This is a genomic window from Pseudomonas sp. B22(2017) (assembly GCF_002113105.1).
Taxonomy (GTDB): domain Bacteria; phylum Pseudomonadota; class Gammaproteobacteria; order Pseudomonadales; family Pseudomonadaceae; genus Aquipseudomonas; species Aquipseudomonas asiatica.
Genome location: NZ_NEJN01000010.1, coordinates 19,150 through 44,341, shown reverse-complemented (window position 1 = coordinate 44,341; position 25,192 = coordinate 19,150). Strand labels below are relative to the sequence as shown.

Below are 25,192 nucleotides of genomic sequence, written 5' to 3'. Positions count from 1 at the left end.
GAAAAGGTTGATTCTGCTCATGAGCCAAGCGCCCCTCGTCCTGGTGGACGGTTCCTCCTACCTGTACCGCGCCTTCCACGCGCTGCCGCCGTTGACTACCTCCAAGGGCATGCCGACCGGCGCGGTGAAGGGGGTGCTGAACATGCTCAAGAGCCTGCGCAAGCAATACCCCGACAGCCTGTTCGCGGTGGTGTTCGATGCCAAGGGTGGCACCTTCCGCGATGCCATGTTCGCTGAATACAAGGCAAACCGCCCGAGCATGCCTGACGACCTGCGGGTACAGATCGAGCCGCTGCACGCCAGCGTCAAGGCGCTGGGCTACCCGCTGCTGTGCGTCGAGGGGGTCGAGGCCGACGACGTGATCGGCACCCTGGCGCGCAGCAGCGCCGCGTTGGACCGCCCGGTGATCATCTCGACCGGTGACAAGGACATGGCGCAGCTGGTGGACGGGCACATTACCTTGGTCAACACCATGACCGGAAGCGTGCTGGACGTGGCTGGCGTGCACGAGAAATTTGGCGTCGGCCCGGAACATATCATCGACTTTTTGGCGCTGATGGGCGACAAGGTCGACAACATCCCCGGTGTGCCGGGCGTGGGCGAAAAAACCGCGGTGGGCCTGCTGACCGGTATCGGCGGCGGTCTCAGCGACCTGTACGCTAACCTGGACAAGGTCCCGACGCTGGCCATTCGCGGCGCCAAGACCCTGCCGGCCAAGCTGGAAGAGCACCGCGACGCGGCGTTCCTGTCCTATGAGCTGGCTACCATCAAGGTCGATGTGCCGCTGGATATCGAAGTAGATGCCCTGGTGTGCGGCGAACCTGATCGCGACGCGTTGCTGGCGCTGTACACCGAGATGGAATTCAAGAGCTGGATCGCCGAGGTGCAGCGTGACGCTGCCAAGGCCGGTGACGAAATCGCGCCGGTCGCGGAGCAGGTGGCCAAGGTCGAGCCCAGGTACGAAACCATTCTCGACCAGGCCCGTTTCGACTTCTGGCTGGAGAAGCTGCGCCAGGCGCCATTGTTCGCTTTCGATACCGAGACCACCGGCCTAGACGCTCAGCAGGCCCAGCTGGTCGGCCTGTCGTTCGCCGTTGAACCGCACGAAGCGGCCTATGTGCCGCTGGCCCACGACTATGAAGGCGCGCCGGCCCAGTTGGACCGCACTGCCGTGCTGCAGGCGCTGAAGCCACTGCTGGAAGACCCGGCCAAGGCCAAGGTCGGGCAGAACGCCAAGTACGATATCAACATCCTTGCCAATGGCTCGCCCGCTATCGAAATGCGCGGCGTTGCCTACGACACCATGCTCGAGTCGTACGTGCTGAACTCCACCGCCACCCGTCACGACATGGACAGCCTGGCGCAGAAGTACCTCGACCATGCCACCATTGCCTTCGAGGATATCGCCGGCAAGGGCGCCAAGCAGCTGACCTTCAACCAGATCCACCTGGACAAGGCCGGCCCCTACGCTGCCGAAGATGCCGACATCACCCTGCGCCTGCACCAGGCGCTGCAGGCGCGCCTGGCACAGACGCCAAGCGTGCAGCCGGTGTTGATGGACATCGAGATGCCGTTGGTGCCGGTGCTGGCCAAGATCGAGCGCCAGGGGGCGCTGGTCGATGCCGCGTTGCTGCAGGTGCAGAGCGGTGAACTGGGGCTAAAGATGGCCGAACTCGAGCAGCGCGCCTATGAGCTGGCCGGTGAGGAGTTCAACCTCGGCTCGCCCAAGCAACTGGGCGCGATCCTCTACGACAAGCTGGGCATGCCGGTGCTGAGCAAGACCACCAAGGGCCAGCCATCCACGGCAGAAGCGGTGCTCGACGAACTGGCCGAGCAAGGTTACCCGCTGCCGGAGGTACTGATGCAGTACCGCAGCCTGAGCAAGCTCAAGAGCACCTACACCGACAAGCTGCCGGGGCAGATCAACCCGCGCACCGGGCGTATCCACACCTCATACCAGCAGGCGGTGGCGGCCACCGGTCGACTGTCGTCCAGCGACCCGAACCTGCAGAACATCCCGATCCGTACTGCCGAAGGCCGGCGCATCCGCCAGGCTTTCGTTGCCAGCCCGGGTTACAAGCTGCTGGCGGCGGACTACTCGCAGATCGAGTTGCGTATCATGGCCCACCTGGCCAAGGACGAAGGCTTGCTGCATGCCTTCCGCAACAACCTGGACGTGCACCGCGCCACGGCGGCGGAAGTATTCGGCGTAGCCCTGGAAGACGTCACCACCGATCAGCGCCGCAGTGCCAAGGCCATCAACTTCGGCCTGATCTACGGCATGAGCGCCTTTGGCCTGGCCAAGCAGATCGGCGTAGACCGCAAGCAGTCGCAGGATTACATCGACCGCTACTTCGCCCGCTACCCGGGCGTGTTGGCGTACATGGAGCGCACCCGCGCCCAGGCGGCGGAGCAAGGCTTTGTAGAAACCCTGTTCGGCCGCCGCCTGTACCTGCCGGATATCAATGCCAAGAACCCGGCCCTGCGCAGAGGCGCCGAGCGCACGGCGATCAACGCCCCGATGCAGGGTACTGCAGCCGACATCATCAAGCGGGCCATGGTCAATGTGGATAACTGGCTGAGCGAGAGCGGGCTGGATGCACGGGTGATCCTGCAGGTGCACGACGAACTGGTGCTGGAAGTGCGCGAGGACCTGGTGGAGCAGGTGAAAGATGAAATTCGCCAGCACATGAGCAAGGCCGCGCAACTGGATGTGCCGCTGCTGGTCGAGGCAGGAATTGGTGCGAATTGGGACGAAGCTCACTGATCGGGTGGGGAAAGCTGTGTAGGATCCGTGTCGTAGGGATGCGGATCTTGGCACTGCTCAGTGCCAGCGGTGCTGAGGTTTCATGAAACTATCGCAAATAGTTTTCAGGGCTCTGGAACTAAACCGGTGAAGCGGAACTCAGAGTAACTGAATGGCTGGTGAAGCCTTTCGATGCTCCTATGTTGTGTTAAGTGTTGGCAGATATCTGGACCCCGCCCTAGCGGTCCGGACTTGGACCCCGAACTTCCCCCTCCCCATACGAAGTCCGGGGTTTTTTTTGCCCGGAATTTGACCTGATGGCGCAGCTACCCCTGTAGGAACAGCCTTGTGCTGCGAAAGGGCCGGTACAGCCAACAGACCTATACAGCCTGTCATGGCCTCTTCGCAGCACAAGGCTGCTCCTACAACGAGCGGTGCGGGCCTCAGGCTACTGGCTTGTCTTCCAGCTCCATCCAGTCCGCCAGCACCCGGTACGCCTCTTCCACGCCCAGGCGCTTGGGCGCCGAGAACAGCTGGATGGTCACGCCATCGCCCCAACCCTTGCGGATTTCCGACTGCACCTTGAGCAGGGTGTTCTTGCCCGCGCCGTGGGTCAGCTTGTCGGCCTTGGTCAGCAGGATGTGCATCGGCATGCTGCTGGCCTTGGCCCAGTCGAGCATCATCTTGTCGAAGTCGGTCATCGGGTGGCGCACGTCCATCATCAGGATCACGCCACGCAGGCACTCCCGGCTGCCCAGGTAGGCTTCCAGGTGTTTCTGCCAGTGCTGCTTGAGCGGAATCGGGACTTTTGCATAACCGTAGCCTGGCAGGTCGACCAAACGCCGTTCATCGTCCAGACTGAAGAAATTCAACAGCTGGGTGCGCCCAGGGGTTTTCGAGGTGCGTGCCAGGCTGGCATGGGTCAGGGTGTTGAGGGCGCTGGATTTGCCGGCGTTGGAGCGGCCGGCGAAAGCCACCTCGTAACCCTGGTCGTCCGGGCATTGTTCGACCTTGGCAGCGCTGAGGGCGAATTTGGCTTTCTGGCAGAGGCCGAGGATGGGGTTCTTGACTTGCATGGGATATCCGATGTGGGTGTTGCCTGACTCTATAGGCCCGAGCCTGGCAAGCGGTGTCGTTTCCGTTTGGATGGCGGAAGTATATAATGCCCCAGTTTTTGTGTGCTCATTCTCCCGGCGAAGGAGAACGGGCATGGGGTGTCGAACAATAGCTCGCGCAACAGAACGCAGCGCGGCCCCCAACCCTGAAGGTCGTTCCGCATGGCGAAATGGCTGCTTGCTGTCGGTATGTTCCTGCCGTTTTTCAGCGCACAGGCTACACAGGATCCCGAGGTGTTGTACAACCGCACGTGTGCGGCCTGTCACACCGGGCAGTTGCCACAGGCACCCAGGCAGGGTGACCGGGCAGCATGGGAGCCAAGGCTGGCGCAAGGCATGGATGTACTGGTGAAGCACGTGACCCAGGGTTTCAAGGCTATGCCGCCGCGTGGATTGTGCATGGACTGCAGTGCCGAGGACTACCGTTTGGTCATCCTTTGGATGAGTGGCAGTCCCGATACATAACATTTCACCCTTAGCCGTGTTGGATTAGCTGATGAACAAACTAGTCGTGAGTCTGCTGTTGACCCTGGGTGTCGCAGGTGCGGCCACTGCTGCGCAACCCGTCAAAGGCGATGCCGCCGCCGGCCAGGCCAAGACGGCCGTCTGTGGCGCCTGCCACAACCCCGACGGCAACAGCCTGGCACCGAACTTCCCGAAACTGGCCGGCCAAGGCCAGCGCTACCTTGAAAAACAATTGCACGATATCAAGTCGGGCAAGCGTACCGTGCTGGAGATGACCGGCATGCTGGCCGCGTTCAGCGACCAGGACCTGGCCGATATCGCCGCCTACTTCTCCAGCCAGAAAGGCAGCGTGGGCGCCGCCGATCCCAAGCTGGTCGAACGTGGTCGGGCGCTGTTCAACGGTGGAGACCTGGAAAAAGGCATGCCTGCCTGCACCGGCTGCCACTCGCCGAACGGCGCGGGTATCGCCTTGGCCGGCTTCCCGCACCTGGGCGGGCAGCACGCGCAGTACGTGACCAAGCAGCTCACCGACTTCCGCGAAGGCAACCGCACCAACGATGGCGATGCCATGACCATGCGCACCATCGCTGGCAAGCTGAGCAACCACGACATAGAGGCGCTGGCCAGTTACATCCAGGGCCTGCACTGAGGCCATTACGGTCGGCGCATTAACCTTCAGTTAATGTTGTAGGCCAATGATGAAAGGGCGGCCGGACCGCCCTTTTTTTCGTTCGCAGCCGTTACACTACAGAACTCGGCCCGTTCCCGGCCTGTCTCAGTGCAGGTCGCGTCGTGGCGACCAATGACTGCCCAGGAGTAAAGCATGCGTAAACTGATTCTCAGCGCCGCGCTGGTCGCTGCCAGCGTATTCGGTATGACTGCCGTCCAGGCCGCCGAGCCTGTCGCTGGCAAGGAATACCTCGAGCTGAGCAACCCTGTTCCGGTTTCCGTACCTGGCAAGATCGAAGTGGTCGAGCTGTTCTGGTACGGCTGCCCCCACTGCTACCACTTCGAGCCGACCATCAACCCGTGGGTCGATAAACTGCCCAAGGACGTCAACTTCAAGCGCGTACCAGCCATGTTCGGTGGCGCATGGGACGCCCACGGCCAGATGTTCCTGACCCTCGAAGCCATGGGCGTCGAGCAGAAGGTGCACGCCGCAGTGTTCGATGCCATCCAGAACCAGCGCAAGCGCCTGACCGACCCGCAGGACATGGCCGACTTCCTTGCCACCCAAGGCGTGGACAAGGACAAGTTCCTCGCCACCTTCAATTCGTTCGCCATCAAGGGCCAGGTCAACCAGGCCAAGGAACTGGCGAAGAAGTACGAGATCACCGGCGTACCGAGCATGGTGGTCAACGGCAAGTACCGCTTCGACCTGGGTACCGCCGGCGGGCCGGAAGGCGTACTGAACGTTGCCGACCAGCTGATCGCCAAGGAGCGCGCCGCTAAGTAGGCGGCGTAACCCATGCGCCGCTTCAGAACCGCGCGTGGCATTGGCCTGCACCAGCCGCAGGTCAACGAGCATCACCTGCAGGCCCCTGGCCTGCCTGAGGATGGTCGCCTGCGGCTGCTCAGTTTCAACATCCAGGTGGGCATCAGCACCGAGCGCTACCGGCATTACGTGACCCGCAGCTGGCAGCACCTGCTGCCGCACAACGGGCGTGCCGGCAACCTGCAGAAGATTGGCCAACTGCTGGGCGACTTCGACCTGGTAGCCTTGCAGGAGGCCGATGGCGGCAGCCTGCGCTCGGGCTACGTCAACCAGGTCGAGCACCTTGCCCACCTGGGTGCCTTCCCCTACTGGTACCAGCAACTCAACCGCAACCTCGGGCGTTTTGCCCAGCACAGCAACGGGGTGCTCAGCCGCCTGAAGCCGCATCTGCTGGAGGATCACCCGTTGCCCGGCCCGGCTGGGCGTGGTGCGATCCTGGTGCGCTTTGGCGAGGGTGAAGATGCGCTGATCGTGGTGATGATGCACCTGGCCCTCGGCGCCAAGACCCGCACTCTGCAGCTGGGCTACATCCGCGAGCTGATTGGCGGCTATCGCCACCAGGTGCTAATGGGCGACATGAATACCCATGCAACCGACCTGCTGGAGCACTCGCCGTTGCGCGACCTGGGCCTGATAGCCCCGCAAGTCGAGGCCACTTTCCCCAGCTGGCGACCACAGCGTTGCCTGGACCATATCCTGCTCAGCCCAAGCCTCACGCTGGAGCGTGTCGAGGTGCTGGCGCAGCCAATTTCCGACCACCTTCCCGTTGCTGTAGAGATTCGATTGCCTGATGCATTGACTGTGGATACGCTGCCGGTCCTGAGCTAATTGCCATCACCGTTTGCGGACCCGGGCATGACTGAAGACGCTGAGCGCTGGAAAGAAAAATACCTGAAAAGCATCGAGCAGCAGGAAAAGCTCGAGCGCCGTTGGGACGCCCGTCTCGACCTGCTGCGTCGTGGTTTGGTACGCAGCACCCTGGCTGCCGAAGGCAGCGACAAGGTGGTGGACCAGTGCATGAAGGAAATGCGCGAGGTCATCCGCAGCGACAACATGGACGCCGGCCTTGCCGGGTTGATTCCTCGTCTTGAGAAGGCGGTACTGGACTCCGAACAGCGTCGGGAAGCCCGCATGAACCAGGTCAGCGATGCGCTGACAGCGCTGGTCAACCAGCTGCAAGGCCTGCCATTGCCGAACGATGTGTCGCGTCCGTTGAAAAAGCTGGCGAAGAAGCTCGATGGCGGAGTGGCCCAGTCACGCGACCTGCCACCGTTGCTGGGCGAGTTGAGCGGCTTGCAGGGCCGCGCGCTGTCAGCCTTGGGCAAATCGGCGGCGGAGGCCCGCCCCGGCTTCTTGCAGCGCTTGTTCGGCAGCCGCGAGGATGGTGTGCAAGGCGAGCCAGCGCTTGTGCCTCTGGCGCTGCCGGTTGCCGAGGCGCAGCCCTTGGCGGCACCTGCCGGTGTCGATGCCCCGCAGCCCGACGACATGGACGCGCTACAGCCGCTGCCAGCCTCCTCAGCTTCTGTTGTCGAAGCCCTCGTAATATCGGAGCCCGAGCTGGAGGCACCAGGCCCGGCGCTTATCGAAACGGCCGAACTGTCACCAGCCCCGCTGCCGCAGCCGCTCCCGGACGATGTACCGGCAGCGGTAGCTATCGCCAGCGAGCCGCCGGTTGAAGCAGGACCGGCGCAAACACTCGAAGAAACCTTTGGCGAAGATGGCCCCTACGCCCTGCCCTACGCGGTGGAGCCGCCCTACAGCCAGGTTGCCGAGCACATCGAGCACACTCTGATCGGCTTGCTCGATGACCTCAGCCTGCCAGAGCGACACAAGGCCCAGGCGCTAGAGATGCGTGAACGCGTCGCCCGCGGCTTGAACTGGTATGAGCTGATACCGGTGCTGGATGACCTGGCTGTGCTCATGCTGGCGATCACCGACAGCGGCCAGCACGAATTCGAAACCTACCTGCAGCAGCTCAACGAACGCCTGGAAGGTTTCCAGAGCCACCTGCACGAGGCTAGCGCCGGCCATGCCGACAACAGCTCGGCCGCTCGCGAGCTGGATACCCAGCTGCGTGAGCACGTCGATGGGTTGCAGAGCAGTGTGCAAGGTGCCGCCGACGTCGACAGCCTCAAGCACATTCTGGAAAACCGCCTGGAAGGTCTGTTGGTGACTATGGATGAGCACAAGCATGAGCGTGATCGCCGCGAACAGGAGCTGGCTGGTCGCCTGCAAGGGCTGTCGGAGCGGGTGGCGAACATGGAGCAAGAGGCGCTCGGCTACCGTGAGCACTTGGAAGAGCAGCGCCAGAAGGCCTTGCTCGATCCCCTAACCGGCCTGCCCAACCGTGCGGCCTGGAGCGAGCGGGTCGAGCGCGAAATGCTCGAATGGCAGGCACACGGCGGCCATCTGGCGATGGCGATCCTCGACCTGGACCATTTCAAGCGTATCAACGATAGCTATGGGCACCTGGCTGGGGACAAGGTCTTGAAGATCGTCGCCGACCAGTTGCGCAAGCGCCTGCGCAGCCATGACTTCATCGCCCGGTTTGGCGGCGAGGAGTTTGTCCTGCTGCTGCCGCAAACCTCGCCGGCTGCCGCTGCCCAGATAGCCGAGATGCTGAGGGCCACGGTCGAGGCGTGCCCGTTCCACTTCAAGGGCGAACGGGTGGTGATCACCACGTCCATCGGCCTGGGTGCATTCCGTCCCGGCGAGCGCGGCGATCAGGTGCTCAAGCGCGCCGATGCGGCGCTTTACCGGGCCAAGGAATCGGGACGCAACCGTGTCGAGCTGGCATAGCCGGTAGCTGCTGACTCGCGGCAAGCACGGCCCTTGGGGAGCACGTTATACTGTAGCGCTCATACGCTGAGGCCACTGACGTGCTTTCCACGCTTAAAAAAACCCTGATTTCCTTCCTGCTGTTGTCTGTCGCCGGTTGCTCGACCGGCCTGCGCATCGACCGTAGCCACCCTTCGATCAACCAGGACAACCGCATCCAGTTCGTTGTCCTGCACTACACCAATGCTTCGCTGGAGCGTTCCCTGGCGTTGCTGACCCATGGGGAAGTCAGCAGCCACTATCTGATTGGTGACGGCCCGGCGACGGTGTACCAGCTGGTGGATGAAAGCCGCCGCGCCTGGCATGCCGGTGATAGCCAGTGGCAGGGGCGGACCTGGCTGAACTCCTCGTCCATCGGTATCGAAATCGTCAACCCGGGCTTCACCGACACGCCGAATGGGCGGGTCTGGCACCCTTACAGCGAAGCGCAGGTCCAGTCGCTGATCGCGCTGCTCAAGGACATCGTCAAGCGTAACAACATCGAGCCACGGCACATCATTGGCCACAGCGATATCGCGCCGCTGCGCAAGCTTGACCCGGGGCCGCTATTTCCGTGGAAACGCCTGGCCGACGCCGGATTGGGTGTCTGGCCGGATGCAACTGCCGTGGCACGGCAGCAAGCCTATTTCAGCGTCAACCCGCCGAGCGTTGGCTGGTACCAGCAGGAGCTGGCGCGGTTTGGCTATGCGATCGAGCAGACTGGGGTACTTGATGTTGCCACCCGCCATGTGATCGCCGCCTTCCAGATGCGTTTCCGCCCGCAGCGCTTCGATGGCATGCCGGATGCGCAGACGGCGGCGATGCTGCAGGTGCTCAACCGGATGCGTTGATCTGCCAAGGTGAGACGGGCTCTTGTTTAGGAGCGGCCTTCGGCGCTTGTAGCGAAGCGCCAAACGGCAAAGGTGATTCCTGATTCAGTTGCTATAACCTAGTAATCAACTGGATGCCCTCGATGTCAGCCCTCATCGCCTTGCTGCGCCAAATTTTTTACCGTCCCTGGATGCTGGCCACGTTGGCAGCACTGGCCAGCGCGGCACTGTTGCTTTCTGCAAGCATCGGCATTGCCCTGCAACAGATGAAGCAAAGCGAGAGTGCACAGATGAACGCCCAGGGCGAACGCTTTCTGGAGCGCCTCGAGCAGGTGTTCGGCCAGTTGCGCGAAGGGGTCGACCTGCTGCAGGCGCAACCCTTGCGCGGCTGCAGCCCGGCGATGCTGACGGCATTGCAGCAGGTAGGCCTGAGTTCCCGCTTCATTTATGAAGCGGCGTACGTGGATGGAGATGTGGCCTGCTCAAACCGCGGTGATGAGCGGGCGTTCGAACCCCTGCGCGCCCCCGACATTCAAGGGCCGACCTACAGCTACTGGCTGAATACCACGACCGAGCCGAACGAGAACCTGGCCGCGCTGATGCTTGGGAGGGGCAAGTTCGTGGTATCCACCTCTCGTGGGCACCTGACCGATGTGGTCGACTTGCCCCCGGGCGGCAGCCTGGTGGTGGTGTTGGACAACGGTGCCCGGGCCATCCCCGTGCTGGGCCCACCGCAGGTATGGCCGCCTCCTTCGGCCTGGTCAACCAGCCACAAGTCGCTGCTTGAACTCAGCGATCGACTGATCTACCGAATGCCGACCAAGTCACCGGACTACCAGTTGGTGCTGATCGCCCCGCGGGCGAGCCTGCCGTTGAGGATGAACGGCATGCTCTGGCTTCTGTTCCCCGGCAGTGTACTGGCGGCCTGTTGCATCGGCTGGCTGGTACTGCAACTGATCCTGCAGCGGCGGTCGATGAGCTCGGAATTGCAGAATGCTTTGCGTCGCGGCGAACTGCAGGTGCTCTACCAGCCGATCTTCGAGCTCGACAGCCGACGCTGTGTCGGGGCCGAGGCTCTGGTGCGCTGGCGCCGCCCGGACGGTACCCTGACCAGCCCGGACCTGTTCATCCCTTTGGCGGAAAACACCGGGCAGATTCGCCAGATCACGGACTTTGTCCTGCAGCGTGTGCTGGAACAGCTAGGGCAGCTACTGCGCTCGCACCCCAACTTGTACATTTCGGTGAATCTGGCGGCCTGTGATGTGATGGTGCCGCGCATCGGGCGGGTGGCGGCACGCTTGCTGGCCTTGCACCGTGTGTCGGCCAGCCAGATCGCCTTCGAGGTGACCGAGCGCGGCCTGATCGATGTGGTTGTGGCCCGCGACAACCTCCAGGCGCTGCGCGCAGTGGGGCATCAAGTGCTGATCGACGATTTTGGGACTGGCTATTGCAGCCTGGCGTACCTGCAAACCCTGCCAGTGGACTGCCTGAAGATCGACAAGGCGTTTATCGATGCCTTGGGGCACGACGCCGCCAGTAGCGGTGTTGCCCCGCATATCATTCGCATGGCTCACGACCTGCACCTGCGGGTGATTGCCGAAGGAATCGAGTGTGAAGACCAAGCGGTGCTGCTGAACAGCGAAGGGGTCAATTATGGCCAGGGCTGGCTTTTTGCCCGGCCACTGAATGCCCGGCAGTTTGCCGAACTGGTGACTCGAGGTCGGCTGCCGCGGCGGGTTGAGCATTGACTGATCCGGCACCGAAGATGGGGCCGGGGGCAGGGTACATTCAGACCGGTAGTGCCATGTAGAACTGGGTCCCCTGCCCCGGTCGGGAAAACACGCCCATGCGCCCGCCATGCAGCTGCACGATCTCTTTGCACAGCGCCAACCCCAGCCCCGCGCCGCCTTTCTTGCGCCCTACCTGCACGAAGGGCTCGAAGATGCGCCCCTGTTGCCCATAGGCAATGCCTTCGCCGTTATCCTCGACACTGATGATGACCCGCTCCGCATGCCGTCGTGCATGCAGGCGGATACGACCGCCGCTGGCGGTATGGCGGATGGCATTGTGCAACAGGTTGTCCAGCACCCGGTCGAGTTGGGCGACATCGGCCTGGATACGCGGTAGCGGCGGTTCCAGCTCCGTGATCAACTCGATCTGCTTGTTCGCCGCTGGCTCGGCAAAGCGATGTTGTGCACGTTCCAGCAGTTCGTCTATGGCGCAGGGAGCCAGCTCGAGCTTCTGCATCCCGCTCTGGTAGCGGCTGAAGTTGAGCAGGTCGTTGATCAACTGGGTCAGGCGCTGCATTTCCTCGCCGATGGTCTCCAGCAGGTCATGCTCGCGCGCCTCTGGCGGGAACTTGAGCCGCTCGCGCAACAGACCGAAGGCCATGTGCATGCCAGTCACCGGGGTGCGCAACTCGTGGGAAGCGCGCAGCACGAACTCGCTGCGCACGCGTTCGAAGGCGCGCTGCTCGGTTACATCATGCAGCACCATCACTGCGCCAAGTATCGGCCCTTGCGGGTGGCTGACCGGGGTCAGGCTGTAGGCGAGCAGGCGCGTTTCGTCATCGACGTCCATGTTCAGGTCGTCTGGCTGGCGGTCGAGGTTGCCGCCGCGCAGTACCTGCCGTAGCTGCTGTTCCAGTTCCGGGCGCTGCAGGGCTTCGGCCAGGCTGCTGCCGGCGCGGCTGTCGGTCCAGCCCAGCTGGCGCTGCGCCACCGGGTTGAGGTGTTCCAGGCGGCCCTGGCGATCAATGATCAGCAGGCCATCGTCGATGCTGTCCAGCACGGCCTGCAAGCGTTGCTGGCCAGCCAGCAGTTCATCGACGTTGGTGGCCTGGTGCTTGCGCAAGGCATCGGCCATCAGGCCGAAGCGGCGGGTGAGCTGGTTCAGTTCGGTGGCCTGTGTGACCGGCAGGGTGACGTCGAAATCGCCCTTGCCGAGTTGGTCGGCCGCTTTAGCCAATGCTTCGATCGGCTGACCGAAGCGCCGGGCGATGTTGTGCGCAGTGATGAAGCCCAGTACCAGTACCACCAAACCCATCAGGCCGAGTACGCCGCTGACCAGGAGGGCGTGGGCGCGGGTGTGTTCCTCGCTGCGGGTGATGTGCTCCAAGGCCTGCTTGTGGGAATCGATCAGATCGGTGCGGACCTGGTTGAACGCGGCCCCGAGTGGTTGGTCAACGCCCATGCTGCGGGAGGGCGCCGGGCTGTCGCGGTAGGCCTGGAGGAAGGCCTGGTAATTGCTGCTGGCCTTGCTGAAGCCGGTGCGCTCGCCACCTTGGTCCAGGCCTTGGTTCAGCAGGGTCTGGAAGTTGTCTTGCAGCAGCCGCAGGTTTTCCGGGGCGGTCTCGTCATCGAGGATCAGAGTCAACTGTTCGCCAAGGTTCTGGCGCAGCTTCAGCCCTATTTCCAAGGTGTGGGTAGTATCGCGCACCAGTCGCTGCTGCACCGTGGCCATTTGCAGCACGCTGACCAGGCCCAGCAGCAGCCCGAGCAGGGCCACGGTGACCAGCGCCGAAATGCTGAGGAAAAGCCGCGTGCGCAGCTTCATGGGCGGCCATTTCATAGGTTGTACTGCTTGCGCTTGCGGTACAGGGTGGATGCATCGATCCCCAGGGTCTTGGCGGCCTGGTCAAGGGTGTCACTGGCGGCCAGCACCGCGCCAATGTGGGCGCGCTCCAGCTCATCAAGGCTCAGCGCGGCGCCTATGCGAGGGGCGTTACCAGCAGGCTGCTCGCCCATGCCCAGGTGGCTGATTTCCACGCGTTCCTGCGGGCAGATGATACTGGCCCGCTCCACCACGTTACGCAGTTCGCGAATGTTGCCGGGCCAGCGGTAGTTGAGCAGGGCTGTGCGGGCTTCATCACTGAAGCCGCGCGCAGGCCGAGAGTATTCCTTGACGAAGCGGGCGAGAAAGCGGTCGGCCAAGGTCAGGATGTCTTCACTGCGCTCGCGCAGCGGCGGCAGGTGCAAAGTGATGACGTTCAGGCGATACAGCAGGTCTTCGCGGAAACGGCTCTCACGCACCATCTCTTCGAGGTTGAGGTTGGTGGCGGCGAGGATACGCACATCGGCGCGACGGGTGACCGGGTCGCCGACGCGCTCGTATTCCTTGTCCTGGATGAAACGCAGCAGTTTGGGCTGCAAGGTCAGCGGGAAATCGCCGATCTCGTCGAGGAACAGCGTGCCCCCATCTGCCTGGTTGACTCGCCCCAGGGTGCTTTCGCTGGCGCCGGTGAAGGCGCCGCGGGTGTGGCCGAACAACTCGCTTTCCATCAGCTCGGCGTTCAGTGACGGGCAGTTGATGGTCACGCAGGATTTGCGCGCGCGCTTGCTCCAGCCGTGGATGGCCCGGGCCAGTTCACCTTTACCTGTGCCCGACTCGCCAAGGATGAGGATGTTGGCGTCGGTGGTAGCGACCTGGCGGGCGGTTTCCAGTACCGCCATCATGGCCGGGCTGTGCGAGTCGAGGCCGTCCTTGGGTTTGCGCACTTCACCTTCCAGGGCCTCCAGTCGCGCGGAAAGCTGGCGCACTTCCAACTGTTTGGCGGTAGCCAGGCGCAGCTGGTCGGGGCTGCACGGCTTTACCAGGTAATCGGCGGCGCCGGCCTGGATCGCGTCTACCGCCGTATCGATCGCTGAGTGCGCGGTGACGATCACCACCCGCATCCAGGGGGCCTGGATACGCATCTGCGCCAGCACATCGAGGCCGTTGTCCTCGCCCAGGCGCAAATCGAGGAAGCACAGGTCGAATACTTGGCGCTGCAGCAAGGCTTCGGCCTGGGCGGCGCTGTTGGCCGTTGCCACATTGTAGCCCTCGTCCTCCAGGCAGTAGCGGAAGGTGCGCAGGATCGCGGACTCGTCATCCACCAGCAGAATGCGGCCTTGGTTGTCCTGGGCTGACTCCATGTGCTGCGCTCCTTTAGGAAAGATCTTCATTTAGTGTGGGAAAAATCGGGCAAGTTGCATGGTCCATTGTGAAGGAACCTGTCCTATGCATGCTAGCCACTGGCCAATCAGCGCGTGGAGGCCGCGTTATCCAGATGATTTTCTTAGAGGCGCACGGTGGCACATTGGTTGCGAGGATTTTCAGTTTTTGCCTACAAAAGGAGGCACTGCCATGCGCTTTTCCATCCGAGCCGCCATGTTGGCAGCCACACTGCTACCGGTGTTCACGCCGGTATTCGCCGATCCGGTGCAAGACGCCCGCCTGGAGGGGGCCCTGCAAACTGCCCTGTCGCTGAACCGCATGCTCGACCCGTTCCGTATTCAGGTCGAGGTGGATGGCAAGCAGGCGCGGCTTTCCGGTGAGGTGGAGAACGACGTCGAGCGCCAGCTGGCAGAGCATGTGGCTCTGGCTACCCGTGGCATCGAGCAGGTTGACAACCAACTGCGGGTCAATGCCCAGCTGGTGGAGCGCCCGCTGGCGTTGCGTGCCTACGCCCAGCGCCTGGAGGATGCCACCCTGGCCGCCGTGATCCGTGCTCGGCTGCTATGGAGCCGCATAACCGAGAAGGCACCTATAGATGTACAGAGCAGCGAAGGTGTGGTGACCCTGCGCGGCAAGGTCGACAGTGCCGAGGCCAAGGAGCTGGCCGGCGTGGTGGCGCGCACCACCGAGGGCGTACACCTGGTCAACAACCTGGTCAGCCTCGATACCGCCGCCATGGCCAAGGCCCGGGAAGCTCCGGTTGGGCTGCCGACCGGGCCGCAGCCGAGTGATAGCTGGATCATCGACAAGATCCAGAACAGCTACCGCTTCAGCCGCAACCTCGATGGCCTGAACCTGAAAGTGGCCAGCGAAGAGGGGCTGGTTCGGCTTTCAGGCGAAGTGGTCAGCAGCGAGCAAAAAACCATCGCCGTGGAAATCGCTAGGCAGATCATCGGCGTGCGCGGGGTGGATGCCGACCTGCTCAAGGTGGCGACCAAGATCGAAGGTTGATCGTGCAATTCGCACGACCCCACGGAAGGCATCGTGCAGGATACGTCCCTGTCGATTATCGCCTTTATGTGTAACTACTTGATTTGAAAGGATTTTATTTGATTCAAAAGGCTGGCATGCAGGCTGCAATTACTTATTCAGGTTTGAACAAGAATTACAGCAGGAGGAGCCGGCATGAACTGCCAATCCGTCAACCGCTTGCAGAGCGCCGCACTGCCCCTGCGCCAGGTGTTGTCACTCGGCCTGGCGCTGGTACTGACTTTGGCCGCTGGCCTCTTCTATTACAGCTGGCAGACCGCGCGCCTGGCCGAGCAAGTGGCGGCGCAGACCGCCCTGTTGACGCACATTCAGGCAACCCGTGCCAACACCCTGGTCAAGGCCGCCGACCCGCTGCCAACCGGCCAGGCCAGTGCGTCACCGGGCACCTTGGAAAATGTCGTACCCCAGGACCGCTGGGTGTTCTGACCGCCGGTTGAACCGATTCCGAAAAAGAAAGGAGAACCACCATGCTGAGTTGGGCTATCACTTTCCTCATCATCGCCATTGTCGCCGCCGTACTGGGCTTCGGTGGTATCGCGGGCGCTGCCACGGGTATCGCGAAGATTCTGTTCATTGTCTTCCTGGTGCTGTTCGTAGCCTCCTTCTTCTTTGGACGTGGACGAGGTTGAAGATGGGCAGGAAGCGTTGGACAGCCCTGGCTGCCGCCCTGTTACTGGGTGGCAGTGCGGCGGCGATGGCGGCCAATGACGGCCAGGTCCGGGTCGACCAGTTGCTCGGCTCGGACCCGGAGTACAGGGGAACCTGGCAGGACACGATCAAAGGCGAGGAACGCCTGCCTGACTGGGTGGTCAATCTGACCGGCAGTTCCCAGCAGCAGATGTCTGCCGTCACCGAAGACGGCGACAAGTACCTGGTCGGCCCGTTGTGCGAAGGCCAGGACAACTGCACCTACAAGCGCCTGATCGTGGCGTTCAGCTGGGACAAGGATGATGCCTACGGGATGCTCGTGGAGGTGCCCGAAGGTCTGCCGAACGACAAGTCGCCCACCCGCCACGCGCAGTACCGCTGGCTGGGTGAGCCGGATGACGGCATGAAGGCAATGCTGCAGGAGCAGCTCAAGCGTGACCCGAACTGGTACTGAGCGTTTGTAGCCGGTACGGATGAAAGGTCATGCACTGTCACGTAATAGAAGCTGAACCTGTCTATATTTCAGCCTTCTATGATGCGCCGCCCCGAGGAGGGGCTGCACATGACCAAGGGGCCGGGCTGTTCTGATTGTTGCAGGATCGGAGTGGCCTAGGGGTACAGGGAGTGCCTCCAGCCATGGGCCGGGTCAGGAACGGCGGAATCGGAAGTTTCAGGTCGGCGGTGCCATAGGGGCATCTGACCAGACCTGACTTCCGAGGAGCCATGTAGGAAACGTCTCTTCCCTGCGCGATTTCCTCTTCGAGACACATTTTGTCTCGACCGCACATCAATTTTTTTCGATCAGCTCGGCGCTTGTTCAAGTGGCATTTCGGCCATTCGGATTGTCGAACAAGCCATCGCCCCTGTTCTTTTTACCCTGCCAAATCTGCCTAAATATGGCGGTTTGGTCTTGTTCGGGATTCCGAACGTTGTAAATCAAGCACTTGCGAACCTCTCGTTGTGGTCAGAAACGTTATGCATAAACGGCATGGGCCATGCGCTTCAGGCATTAGATTTCCCCCTTTGCCATCGCAATAGTTGCCGCCTTTTTCGCCGGCCGAGCGCCCTGTCGCTCGCCTGCGGTGTCCTTACATGAAGTCGCCGGACGGAAGCAGCTGCTGCCCGTGACCTAGCCAACGGCTCTGTTACGCGCGTTTCCGTTGGGTGCCCATGACCACTAGAACAAAGGGTAAAGACATGAAGAAGGCAAAACTGAGCCTCGCCTGGCAGATCGTCATCGGTCTGGTCCTGGGTGTTGCAATCGGCGCTCTACTGAATCATTTCAGTGCAGAAAAGGCATGGTGGATCAGCAACGTCCTCCAGCCCGCTGGTGACATCTTCATTCGCCTGATCAAGATGATCGTCGTCCCGATCGTGATTTCGTCGCTGATCGTGGGTATCGCCGGGGTTGGCGACGCGAAGAAACTGGGCAGCATCGGCCTGAAGACCATCATCTACTTCGAAGTGGTGACCACCATCGCCATCGTCGTCGGCCTGGTGTTGGCCAACCTGTTCCACCCGGGCGCCGGCATCGACATGAGCACCCTGGGTACAGTGGACATCTCCAAGTACCAGGCTACCGCGGCCGAGGTGCAGCATGAGCATGCGTTCATCGAAACCCTGCTGAACCTGATCCCGTCGAACATCTTCGCAGCGCTGATGCGTGGCGAAATGCTGCCGATCATCTTCTTCTCGGTGATGTTCGGCCTGGGTCTGTCGAGCCTGCAGGCAGAGCTGCGCGACCCGCTGGTGCGTACTTTCCAGGCGGTTTCCGAGACCATGTTCAAGGTCACCCACATGATCATGAACTACGCCCCTATCGGCGTGTTCGCCCTGATCGCCGTGACCGTGGCCAACTTCGGGTTCAGCTCGCTGCTGCCGCTGGCCAAGCTGGTGGTACTGGTGTACTTCGCCATCGCCTTCTTCGCCTTCATGGTGCTGGGCCTGGTTGCCCGCCTGTTCGGCTTCTCGGTGATCAAGATCATGCGCATCATGAAAGATGAGCTGATTCTCGCTTACTCCACCTCCAGCTCGGAAACCGTGCTGCCGCGCGTGATCGAGAAGATGGAGAAGTACGGTGCGCCGAAGTCGATCTGCTCGTTTGTGGTACCGACCGGCTACTCGTTCAACCTCGACGGCTCGACCCTGTACCAGAGCATCGCGGCCATCTTCATTGCCCAGCTGTACGGTATCGATCTGTCGTGGAGCCAGCAGCTGCTGCTGGTGCTGACCCTGATGGTCACCTCCAAGGGTATCGCTGGCGTACCGGGTGTTTCTTTCGTGGTGCTGCTGGCCACCCTGGGCAGCGTGGGTATCCCGCTGGAAGGCCTGGCCTTCATCGCCGGTGTCGACCGCATCATGGACATGGCCCGTACCGCCTTGAACGTTGTGGGCAACGCCCTGGCAGCCCTGGTCATCGCTCGCTGGGAAGGCATGTACGACGCCGCCAAGGGCGAGAAGTACTACGCCTCGCTGATGGCCGGCAAACAGGAAGCGGCCATGGTTGGCGAAGCTGCCAAGCGCTGAGCCTGATGAGCTGAACAAGAAGCCCCGACCTGTCGGGGCTTTTTGTTGCCTGTGAGATCTTGGGAGCCAATTGCGAACCCTTGTAGGAGCGGCCTTGTGTCGCGAAAGGGCCGCAGAGCGGCCCCGGCAATTTGTGCAGCGGAGCTGAAATCTTGGGGGGCGCTGCGCACCCCTTTCGCGACACAAGGCCGCTCCTACAAAGGATCGCGATCGCCAGTCACAGGCCCCGATACGCTATCATTCGGGCATTTTTCAGGGGGAACACACGGATGCTCAACGGCCTTTGGCTTGGCTTTTTCCTGGTGGCGGCAGTGTCCGCCCTGGCCCAATGGCTGGTAGGCGGCAACGCCGGCATCTTCGCGGCGATGGTCGAGAGCATCTTTGCCATGGCCAAGCTGTCGGTCGAGGTGATGGTGCTGCTGTTCGGCACGCTGACCCTGTGGCTGGGCTTTCTCAAGATCGCCGAGAAGGCTGGCATCGTCGAGTGGCTGGCCAAGGTGCTCGGCCCGCTGTTTGCCCGGCTGATGCCGGAAGTTCCGCCCGGCCACCCGGCCCTGGGCCTGATCACCATGAACTTCGCCGCCAACGGCCTGGGGCTGGACAACGCCGCCACGCCGATCGGCCTGAAGGCCATGCGCGCGCTGCAGGAGTTGAACCCCAGCAGTACCACGGCGAGCAACGCGCAGATCCTGTTCCTGGTGCTCAACGCATCGTCGTTGACCCTGCTGCCTGTGACCATCTTCATGTATCGGGCCCAGCAAGGTGCGGCGGACCCGACCATGGTGTTCCTGCCAATCCTGCTGGCCACCAGCGTCTCCACCTTGGTCGGCCTGCTGTCGGTGGCAGTGATGCAGCGCCTGCGCCTGTGGGACCCGGTAGTGCTTGCCTACCTGATTCCCGGTGCCTTGCTGCTGGGCGGCTTCATGGCCTTTCTCGGCACCCTTTCGGCGGCCGCGCTGGCCAGCCTGTCGTCGATCCTGGGCAACCTCACGTTGTTTGGCGTGATCACCCTGTTCCTGGTGATCGGCGCCTTGAAGCGGGTCAAGGTGTATGAAGCCTTTGTCGAAGGCGCCAAGGAAGGTTTCGATGTGGCCAAGGGCCTGTTGCCTTACCTGGTGGCGATGCTGGTGGCGGTGGGTGTATTGCGGGCCTCAGGCGCCCTGGAGCTGGCTTTGGACGGTATTCGTCATGCGGTGACTGGGCTGGGCCTGGACACCCGCTTCGTCGAGGGCTTGCCCACGGCGCTGGTCAAACCGTTCTCCGGCAGTGCGGCGCGGGCGATGCTGATCGAGACCATGCAGACCCACGGTGTGGACAGCTTCCCGGCGCTGGTGGCAGCGACGATTCAGGGGAGTACCGAAACCACCTTCTACGTGCTGGCGGTTTACTTTGGTGCGGTGGGTATCCAGCGCGTGCGCCATGCCGTCGGCTGCGCCTTGCTGGCGGAGTTTTCCGGTGTGATCGCGGCGATCTTCGTCTGTTACTGGTTTTTCGCCTGACCTTTTTGGGGCCGCTTTGCGGCCCATCGCCGGCAAGCCAGCTCCCACCTTGACCTCACAGACTTCAAGGCATGCGAAGTACCTGTGGGAGATTACCCAGCCCTTTTGGGCTGCGCTGTCGCGCAGAGAACAAATATCGCTCGTCTGACGCGGCCTTTGTAGGAGCAGCCTTGTGCTGCGAAGAGGCCGGTACAATCGATAGAAAGGCTTTGTCAGTACCGGCCTCTTCGCAGCACAAGGCTGCTCCTACAGAACCTCGCCGAACCAATGAGTCATGTGTTGTTCTATGAGAGCTGGCTTGCCGGCGATGAGGCCCTGACAGGAGATAGAACCGGGCCTGACTCAACGGACTGATGGTGGTTGTGTACTACCTGCCTGTGCAATGGTCCAACTCACCACCTGCCCGGTCAGCTGGTCGCAGGCCTTCCCGAAGCCGGCAACCACCGCTGACACCTGCTTGTCGGCCAGCGGCTGGCGGATTTCGAAGCGTTTGCTGGCCAGAATGCGCTGGTTGCGGCCTTGGACCAGGCGTGCGTCATAGCGGATCACCACCTCCACCGCCCCGCCCGCGCGGTATTCGGTCTGGAACGCCTGCAGCTCGCCAGCCAGCTCGTAGTCGGCCTGCAGGTTGCTGTCGTCGGCGCTAAGGCGTTGTACCTGGCCGTCACGCTGGAAACCGTCGAGCAGGCGGTTGCGCAGCAGCACCGGCACTGCGTCGCTCCAGCGCGCGCCCTTGTAGCTGCTGACCACATCGCCCTGGGGAATCACTGCAATCCGTGGCCCGGCCAGCACTTCGCTGGCCAGCGGCTTGTTCAGGCGCAATGACCAGTCCAGCGCCGGTGCCGTCCGGCCGGGCTGGTTCACCGGCAGACGGTACAGGTCGACGGGCTCGCTCTGCGGCAGGATCGAGCAGGCGCTGGCCAGGCTCAGTGCGGCCGCCAGGGCCAACGGGCGCGGCGACGGTTTCATGGTTGGAACTCCTTGTTGTTGTCGCGGCCGAGCAGGTAGCCGCTAGGGTCGGCCTCCAGTTGCCGGGAAATGCCTTTGAGTGCGTTTAGGGTTTCGCGTAGCTCGCGAATCGCCGGGTTCAGCTGGTTCAGGCCCTGGGCACCGTCGCCGATGGCTTCGCGGTTGTCCTCGAGCAGGCGGTTGATGGTGGCGGTGCTCTCGGCCAGTGACTGCATGGCCTGCTCGGCGCTGCCGATTGCCTGCTTGCCTTCGCTGCCCAGCAGGCCGTTGGCATTGCGCATCAGTGCCTGGGTTTCGGCCAGGGTGGCGCTGGCCTGCTTGCCCACCTGCACCAGTTGCTCGATGGCCTGGGTGATGCTGCCGTGCTGGCCAGCGAAGGCGCCGGTGGTCTTGTCGAGGTTGGACAGGGTGTTGCTGAGGTGGCCGATGTTGTCCTCGGAAAACATCTGGTTGGCGTTATGCAGCAGCAGGTTGATGTTGGTCACCAGGTCGCTGCTGTCATTGAGCAGGCGCGAGATTGGCGAGGGCGATGCGATGATCACCGGCAGCTTGCCGTCCTTGCCTTTCAACTCGGGGCTTTGCGGGGTGCCCCCGCTGAGCTGGATGAACGAGTTGCCGGTCACGCCGGCCAGGGTGAGCTTGGCCTGGGTGTCTTCCTTCACCGGGGTGTCGGCGCTCAGGCGCACCCGTGCCAGTACCCGGCGCGGGTCTTTCGGGTCCAGGCGCAGGGTGGACACATCGCCTACCTTGATGCCGTTGTACTGCACCGGGCTGCCGCGGGACAGGCCGGAGACGGCTTCGTTGAACACCACTTCGTAGTCCTTGAAGGCGTCGTCGACACTCGACTTGGCCAGCCACAGGCCGAACAGCATGGCGCCGGCCACCACCAGGACGGTGACCAGGCCGATAAGAACATGATGGGCTCGGGTTTCCATTGCTCAGCGCTCCTGCCCGGCACGGGTGGCGGCCTGCTCGGCCGCGCGCCCGCGTGGGCCATGAAAGTATTCTTGAATCCAGGCGTCGTTGGTCTGCTCGACCTCGGCCAGCGGGCCGGCCACCAGGACCTTCTTCTGCGACAGCACGGCGATGCGGTCGGTAATGGTGTACAGGGTGTCGAGGTCGTGGGTGATGAGGAACACCGACAGGCCCAGGGCGTCACGCAGGGTAAGGATCAACTGGTCGAAGGTGGCGGCACCGATCGGGTCCAGGCCGGCGGTGGGTTCGTCGAGGAACAGGATGTCAGGGTCCAGTGCCAGTGCCCGGGCCAGCGCGGCGCGCTTGATCATGCCCCCGGACAGCGAGGCCGGGTATTTGTCGGCGGCCGAGATTGGCAGCCCGGCCAAGGCCAGTTTCACCCCGGCCAGGTGCTCGGCATCGGCGCGGGACAGCCCGGCGTGCTCGATCAGCGGCAATGCCACGTTTTCGGTGACGGTCAGCGAAGAGAACAGCGCGCCCTTCTGAAACAGCACGCCGAAGCGCCGTTCGACCAGTGAGCGCTGCTCTTCGCGCAGGCCGGCCAAGTCCTGGCCGAACACCTTGATCTGCCCTTCGTCGGGCCGCCGCAGGCCAACGATGCTGCGTAGCAGCACCGACTTGCCGCTGCCCGAACCGCCGACCACGGCGAGTATCTCGCCGCGATACAGGTCGAGGTCGAGGTTTTCGTGCACGCTTTGACGGCCGAAGCGGTTACAGATGCCGCGGGCCTCGATCACACGTTCCTGGCCATTCACCAGCCCATCTCCATGAAGAACAGCGCAGCCACCGCATCCAGCACGATGACCACGAATATCGACTGCACGACCGCCGAGGTGGTGTGCGCGCCCACCGATTCGGCGCTGCCGCTGACCTTGAAGCCTTCCAGGCAGCCGATGGCGGCGATCAGGAAGGCGAAGAACGGTGCTTTTGCCAGGCCGACCAGGAAGTGCTGCACGCCGATGTCGCTTTGCAGCAGCGACAGGAACATGGCTGGCGAGATGTCCAGTGTCAGCGCGCACACCACCGCGCCGCCGACGATGCCGCAGATCATCGCGATGAAGGTCAGCAAGGGCAGCGAAATCAACAGCGCCAGTACGCGCGGCACCACCAGCAGCTCCATGGGGTTCAGGCCCAGGGTGCGGATGGCGTCGATTTCCTCGTTGGCCTTCATCGAGCCGATCTGCGCGGTGAACGCGCTGGCGGTGCGGCCGGCCATGAGGATGGCGGTCAGCAGCACGGCGAACTCTCGCAGGAACGAGAATGCCACCAGGTCGACGGTGAAGATGGTCGCGCCGAAATCGGCCAGCACCGTGGCGCCGAGGAAGGCCACCACCGCGCCCACCAGGAAGGTCAGCAGGGCGACGATCGGCGCGGCGTCCAGACCGGTCTGTTCGATGTGCGCCACGACCGGGGTAAAGCGCCAGCGATGGGGTTGCAGGGCACGGCGCAGCAGGGTTTCGAGGATCAGGCCAACGAAGCCGAGCACCTGCAGGGTGTCTTGCCACAAGGTGCCAACGGCGCAGCCGATGCGCTCTAGCAGCAACAGCAGCACGTTACGCTCGGGTTCCTTGACCGGAATGCAGTAGTCCTGCACCGAGCAGTAGACATTCTTGAGCAGGGCGCGGCTGGCTTCGGGCAGGCCATCGGTGCAGCGGGACAGGCGTTCGGAGCCGAGCAGTTCGGCCAGCAGCGAGGCACCGGCGGTATCCAGGCGTCCCAGTTGGCTAAGGTCGGCGACGGTATCGGCAGCATATTGCGCCCGCAGGCGCTCGCTCTCACGCTTGAGGCTGGCGTAGTGCGCCAGGGTCCAGTCACCGGTAATGCGCAGGCAAGCCGGTTGGCTACTGGTGTCCAGGGTGGCGCTGGGGGTGGTCATCGGCTCCATGCTACTGACTCGGCGCTAAGGCTTAGGGCCTGATCATAGCGCAGCGGGCATGGGCTGTTTGGTGATTATGTGCTGTCTTCACGGACCTTGGGGGCCGCAAAGGGGCCCCCTTACACTCACCCTGCGGGCGCGTCATCGACCACCTTGAAGCGCAGCACACCGATGACCTGCCCATCCTCTGTCAGTACCCTCACCTGCCACTTGCCCACCGGGTTCGGCGGGAAGTTCTGCTTGTGGGTCCAGGCCCGGTAGCCTTCCTTGCGCCCGCCATGGATGTCCAGGGCAATGCGATCAACTTCCTGGCCGTCCTTTTGCCACACGTGATAGATCCGCTCGTTCAGGCCGCGTGGCGCGTTGATCGCGGTGTAGGCATACAGGCCGCTGCTACGGATGCGGCTGGCGGCAATTTCGTGCAGCGAATCGCCCGGCTGGCGGTTCAGCACTTCGGTACTGACCGCCACTTCGGTCATCCACAAGGTTGCTGGTGGCACCCAGGAGCGCAGAAGCCAGCCCCCGCCGCCAACCGACAGGGTGACCAGCACCAGGGCCACGGCACGGCGCCAGTTGTTGATCGGGAAGCTGCTGGCAAGGCTGGGAAACGACAGGGCCATGGCTGCGATCAGGGCCAGCTTGAAGCTTTGCGCGGTGGTCAGGTGCAGGATGATCGGCAGCGCGGTCAGCAGGGCGGCGAAGAGGGTCAGGGTATGCAGCGCCAGGAACAGCCAGCGCCTCGGTGCCAGCCACTTGTAGTACAGCGGATCGATGATCGAAATCAGCCCGGCGGCACCAAGCAGGCCGGTGAACACCAACTGGCCGCTGTTCCAGGTGGTGGTGATGAAGAAGAATGGCAGCACGAAGAACAGCGATTCCTGGTGGATCATCTGTGTCGCGTAGCGCAGCAATGGCTGCGGTATTTCGCGGTTGAAGGTGCGCGCGAACAGGCCGGTGAGGGTGTTTTCCAGCATCAGCCAGAGCCAGCTGACCAGCATGAGCACAGCTACCCAGCTGGCAAGGCCAGCCTGACGGTCGACCAGGATGAAACTGCCGATGCCGGAGAGGAAACCGCCGAGCGCGATGATGCCGGGGTAGCGTTTGAGCAGTTCGATGATGCGCTGGACGATGTGGGGGATTTGGGGCATTGGGGGCTACAACAGAAAGGATATGGTGGCTGTGCCGGCTTCTTCGCGGGTGAACCCGCTCCCACAGGGACCGCGTTGCGATACCCGCGAAGGGGCCG

General features: G+C 62.8%; 21 protein-coding genes and 1 pseudogene. 14 read left to right on the top strand and 8 right to left on the bottom strand.

Annotation, left to right across the window (positions count from 1 at the left end; translation table 11 throughout):
• The first annotated feature begins 19 nt into the window (after positions 1-19).
• Positions 20-2,767 carry a DNA polymerase I gene (gene polA / locus CAG18_RS19175; RefSeq protein WP_015268477.1) on the top strand — a complete coding sequence of 916 codons (2,748 nt, stop codon included), beginning with the start codon at positions 20-22 and terminating at the stop codon, positions 2,765-2,767.
• Between the two features lie 422 nt (positions 2,768-3,189).
• Here polA and yihA read toward each other — a convergent pair whose 3' ends face one another.
• A complete protein-coding gene (gene yihA, locus CAG18_RS19170) occupies positions 3,190-3,822 on the bottom strand; it encodes a ribosome biogenesis GTP-binding protein YihA/YsxC (protein WP_015268478.1) in 633 nt (210 codons plus the stop codon).
• Positions 3,823-4,023: 201 nt separating this feature from the next.
• On the opposite strand from yihA, the gene CAG18_RS19165 reads away from it, so the two are divergent.
• The 7 genes and pseudogenes from CAG18_RS19165 (at position 4,024) to CAG18_RS19135 (ending at position 11,216) form a co-directional block, all read left to right on the top strand.
• Entirely contained in the window at positions 4,024-4,326 is a 303-nt protein-coding gene (locus CAG18_RS19165) for a cytochrome c5 family protein (RefSeq protein ID WP_015268479.1), read from the top strand.
• A 31-nt stretch (positions 4,327-4,357) separates the two neighbouring features.
• The gene (locus tag CAG18_RS19160) at positions 4,358-4,975 is read left to right on the top strand and encodes a cytochrome c (protein WP_003256951.1); all 618 of its coding nucleotides are present in this window, start codon (positions 4,358-4,360) and stop codon (positions 4,973-4,975) included.
• Between the two features lie 174 nt (positions 4,976-5,149).
• Positions 5,150-5,782 carry a thiol:disulfide interchange protein DsbA gene (dsbA, locus tag CAG18_RS19155; protein WP_003256950.1) on the top strand — a complete coding sequence of 211 codons (633 nt, stop codon included), beginning with the start codon at positions 5,150-5,152 and terminating at the stop codon, positions 5,780-5,782.
• A 34-nt stretch (positions 5,783-5,816) separates the two neighbouring features.
• Positions 5,817-6,649 (top strand): annotated as a pseudogene (locus CAG18_RS19150) (endonuclease/exonuclease/phosphatase family protein).
• Positions 6,650-6,676: 27 nt separating this feature from the next.
• Positions 6,677-8,620 carry a GGDEF domain-containing protein gene (locus CAG18_RS19145; protein ID WP_015268482.1) on the top strand — a complete coding sequence of 648 codons (1,944 nt, stop codon included), beginning with the start codon at positions 6,677-6,679 and terminating at the stop codon, positions 8,618-8,620.
• 80 nt (positions 8,621-8,700) lie between these two features.
• On the top strand, positions 8,701-9,489 hold the full coding sequence (locus CAG18_RS19140; protein WP_013970322.1) for an N-acetylmuramoyl-L-alanine amidase: 789 nt from the start codon (positions 8,701-8,703) through the stop codon (positions 9,487-9,489).
• Positions 9,490-9,611: 122 nt separating this feature from the next.
• On the top strand, positions 9,612-11,216 hold the full coding sequence (locus tag CAG18_RS19135; RefSeq protein ID WP_015268483.1) for an EAL domain-containing protein: 1,605 nt from the start codon (positions 9,612-9,614) through the stop codon (positions 11,214-11,216).
• A gap of 40 nt (positions 11,217-11,256) precedes the next feature.
• Here CAG18_RS19135 and CAG18_RS19130 read toward each other — a convergent pair whose 3' ends face one another.
• Both CAG18_RS19130 and algB read right to left on the bottom strand, forming a co-directional pair.
• On the bottom strand, positions 11,257-13,038 hold the full coding sequence (locus CAG18_RS19130) for a KinB sensor domain-containing domain (RefSeq protein ID WP_015268484.1): 1,782 nt from the start codon (positions 13,036-13,038) through the stop codon (positions 11,257-11,259).
• Entirely contained in the window at positions 13,035-14,381 is a 1,347-nt protein-coding gene (algB, locus tag CAG18_RS19125; RefSeq protein ID WP_015268485.1) for a sigma-54-dependent response regulator transcription factor AlgB, read from the bottom strand. The genes CAG18_RS19130 and algB overlap by 4 nt, the downstream gene beginning before the upstream one ends.
• Positions 14,382-14,592: 211 nt before the next feature.
• On the opposite strand from algB, the gene CAG18_RS19120 reads away from it, so the two are divergent.
• The 6 genes from CAG18_RS19120 (at position 14,593) to CAG18_RS19095 (ending at position 20,126) form a co-directional block, all read left to right on the top strand.
• The gene (locus tag CAG18_RS19120) at positions 14,593-15,414 is read left to right on the top strand and encodes a BON domain-containing protein (RefSeq protein ID WP_015268486.1); all 822 of its coding nucleotides are present in this window, start codon (positions 14,593-14,595) and stop codon (positions 15,412-15,414) included.
• A gap of 174 nt (positions 15,415-15,588) precedes the next feature.
• Positions 15,589-15,879 (top strand): hypothetical protein, encoded by a 291-nt coding sequence (locus CAG18_RS19115; protein ID WP_015268487.1) that lies wholly within the window; start codon positions 15,589-15,591, stop codon positions 15,877-15,879.
• A gap of 41 nt (positions 15,880-15,920) precedes the next feature.
• Positions 15,921-16,082: a DUF1328 domain-containing protein gene (locus CAG18_RS19110; protein ID WP_003252966.1), complete on the top strand. Its 162-nt coding sequence runs from the start codon at positions 15,921-15,923 to the stop codon at positions 16,080-16,082.
• Between the two features lie 2 nt (positions 16,083-16,084).
• The gene (locus CAG18_RS19105) at positions 16,085-16,555 is read left to right on the top strand and encodes an inhibitor of vertebrate lysozyme family protein (RefSeq protein ID WP_015268488.1); all 471 of its coding nucleotides are present in this window, start codon (positions 16,085-16,087) and stop codon (positions 16,553-16,555) included.
• A gap of 743 nt (positions 16,556-17,298) precedes the next feature.
• Positions 17,299-18,627: a glutamate/aspartate:proton symporter GltP gene (gene gltP, locus CAG18_RS19100; protein ID WP_003256981.1), complete on the top strand. Its 1,329-nt coding sequence runs from the start codon at positions 17,299-17,301 to the stop codon at positions 18,625-18,627.
• A gap of 269 nt (positions 18,628-18,896) precedes the next feature.
• Complete coding sequence (locus CAG18_RS19095) at positions 18,897-20,126, top strand: nucleoside recognition domain-containing protein (RefSeq protein ID WP_015268489.1); 1,230 nt, start codon at positions 18,897-18,899, stop codon at positions 20,124-20,126.
• A 342-nt stretch (positions 20,127-20,468) separates the two neighbouring features.
• Here CAG18_RS19095 and CAG18_RS19090 read toward each other — a convergent pair whose 3' ends face one another.
• From CAG18_RS19090 to CAG18_RS19070, 5 genes are all read right to left on the bottom strand, one after another.
• Positions 20,469-21,095: an ABC-type transport auxiliary lipoprotein family protein gene (locus CAG18_RS19090; RefSeq protein WP_015268490.1), complete on the bottom strand. Its 627-nt coding sequence runs from the start codon at positions 21,093-21,095 to the stop codon at positions 20,469-20,471.
• Positions 21,092-22,030 (bottom strand): MlaD family protein, encoded by a 939-nt coding sequence (locus CAG18_RS19085; protein WP_061305085.1) that lies wholly within the window; start codon positions 22,028-22,030, stop codon positions 21,092-21,094. Before CAG18_RS19085 ends, CAG18_RS19090 begins: the two co-directional genes overlap by 4 nt.
• A gap of 3 nt (positions 22,031-22,033) precedes the next feature.
• Entirely contained in the window at positions 22,034-22,825 is a 792-nt protein-coding gene (locus CAG18_RS19080) for an ABC transporter ATP-binding protein (RefSeq protein WP_085721373.1), read from the bottom strand.
• Positions 22,822-23,955 carry an ABC transporter permease gene (locus CAG18_RS19075; RefSeq protein WP_085721372.1) on the bottom strand — a complete coding sequence of 378 codons (1,134 nt, stop codon included), beginning with the start codon at positions 23,953-23,955 and terminating at the stop codon, positions 22,822-22,824. The genes CAG18_RS19080 and CAG18_RS19075 overlap by 4 nt, the downstream gene beginning before the upstream one ends.
• Positions 23,956-24,071: 116 nt before the next feature.
• Positions 24,072-25,094, bottom strand: coding sequence for a DUF5924 family protein (locus tag CAG18_RS19070; protein WP_015268494.1), 1,023 nt, complete (start codon positions 25,092-25,094; stop codon positions 24,072-24,074).
• Positions 25,095-25,192 lie beyond the last annotated feature (98 nt).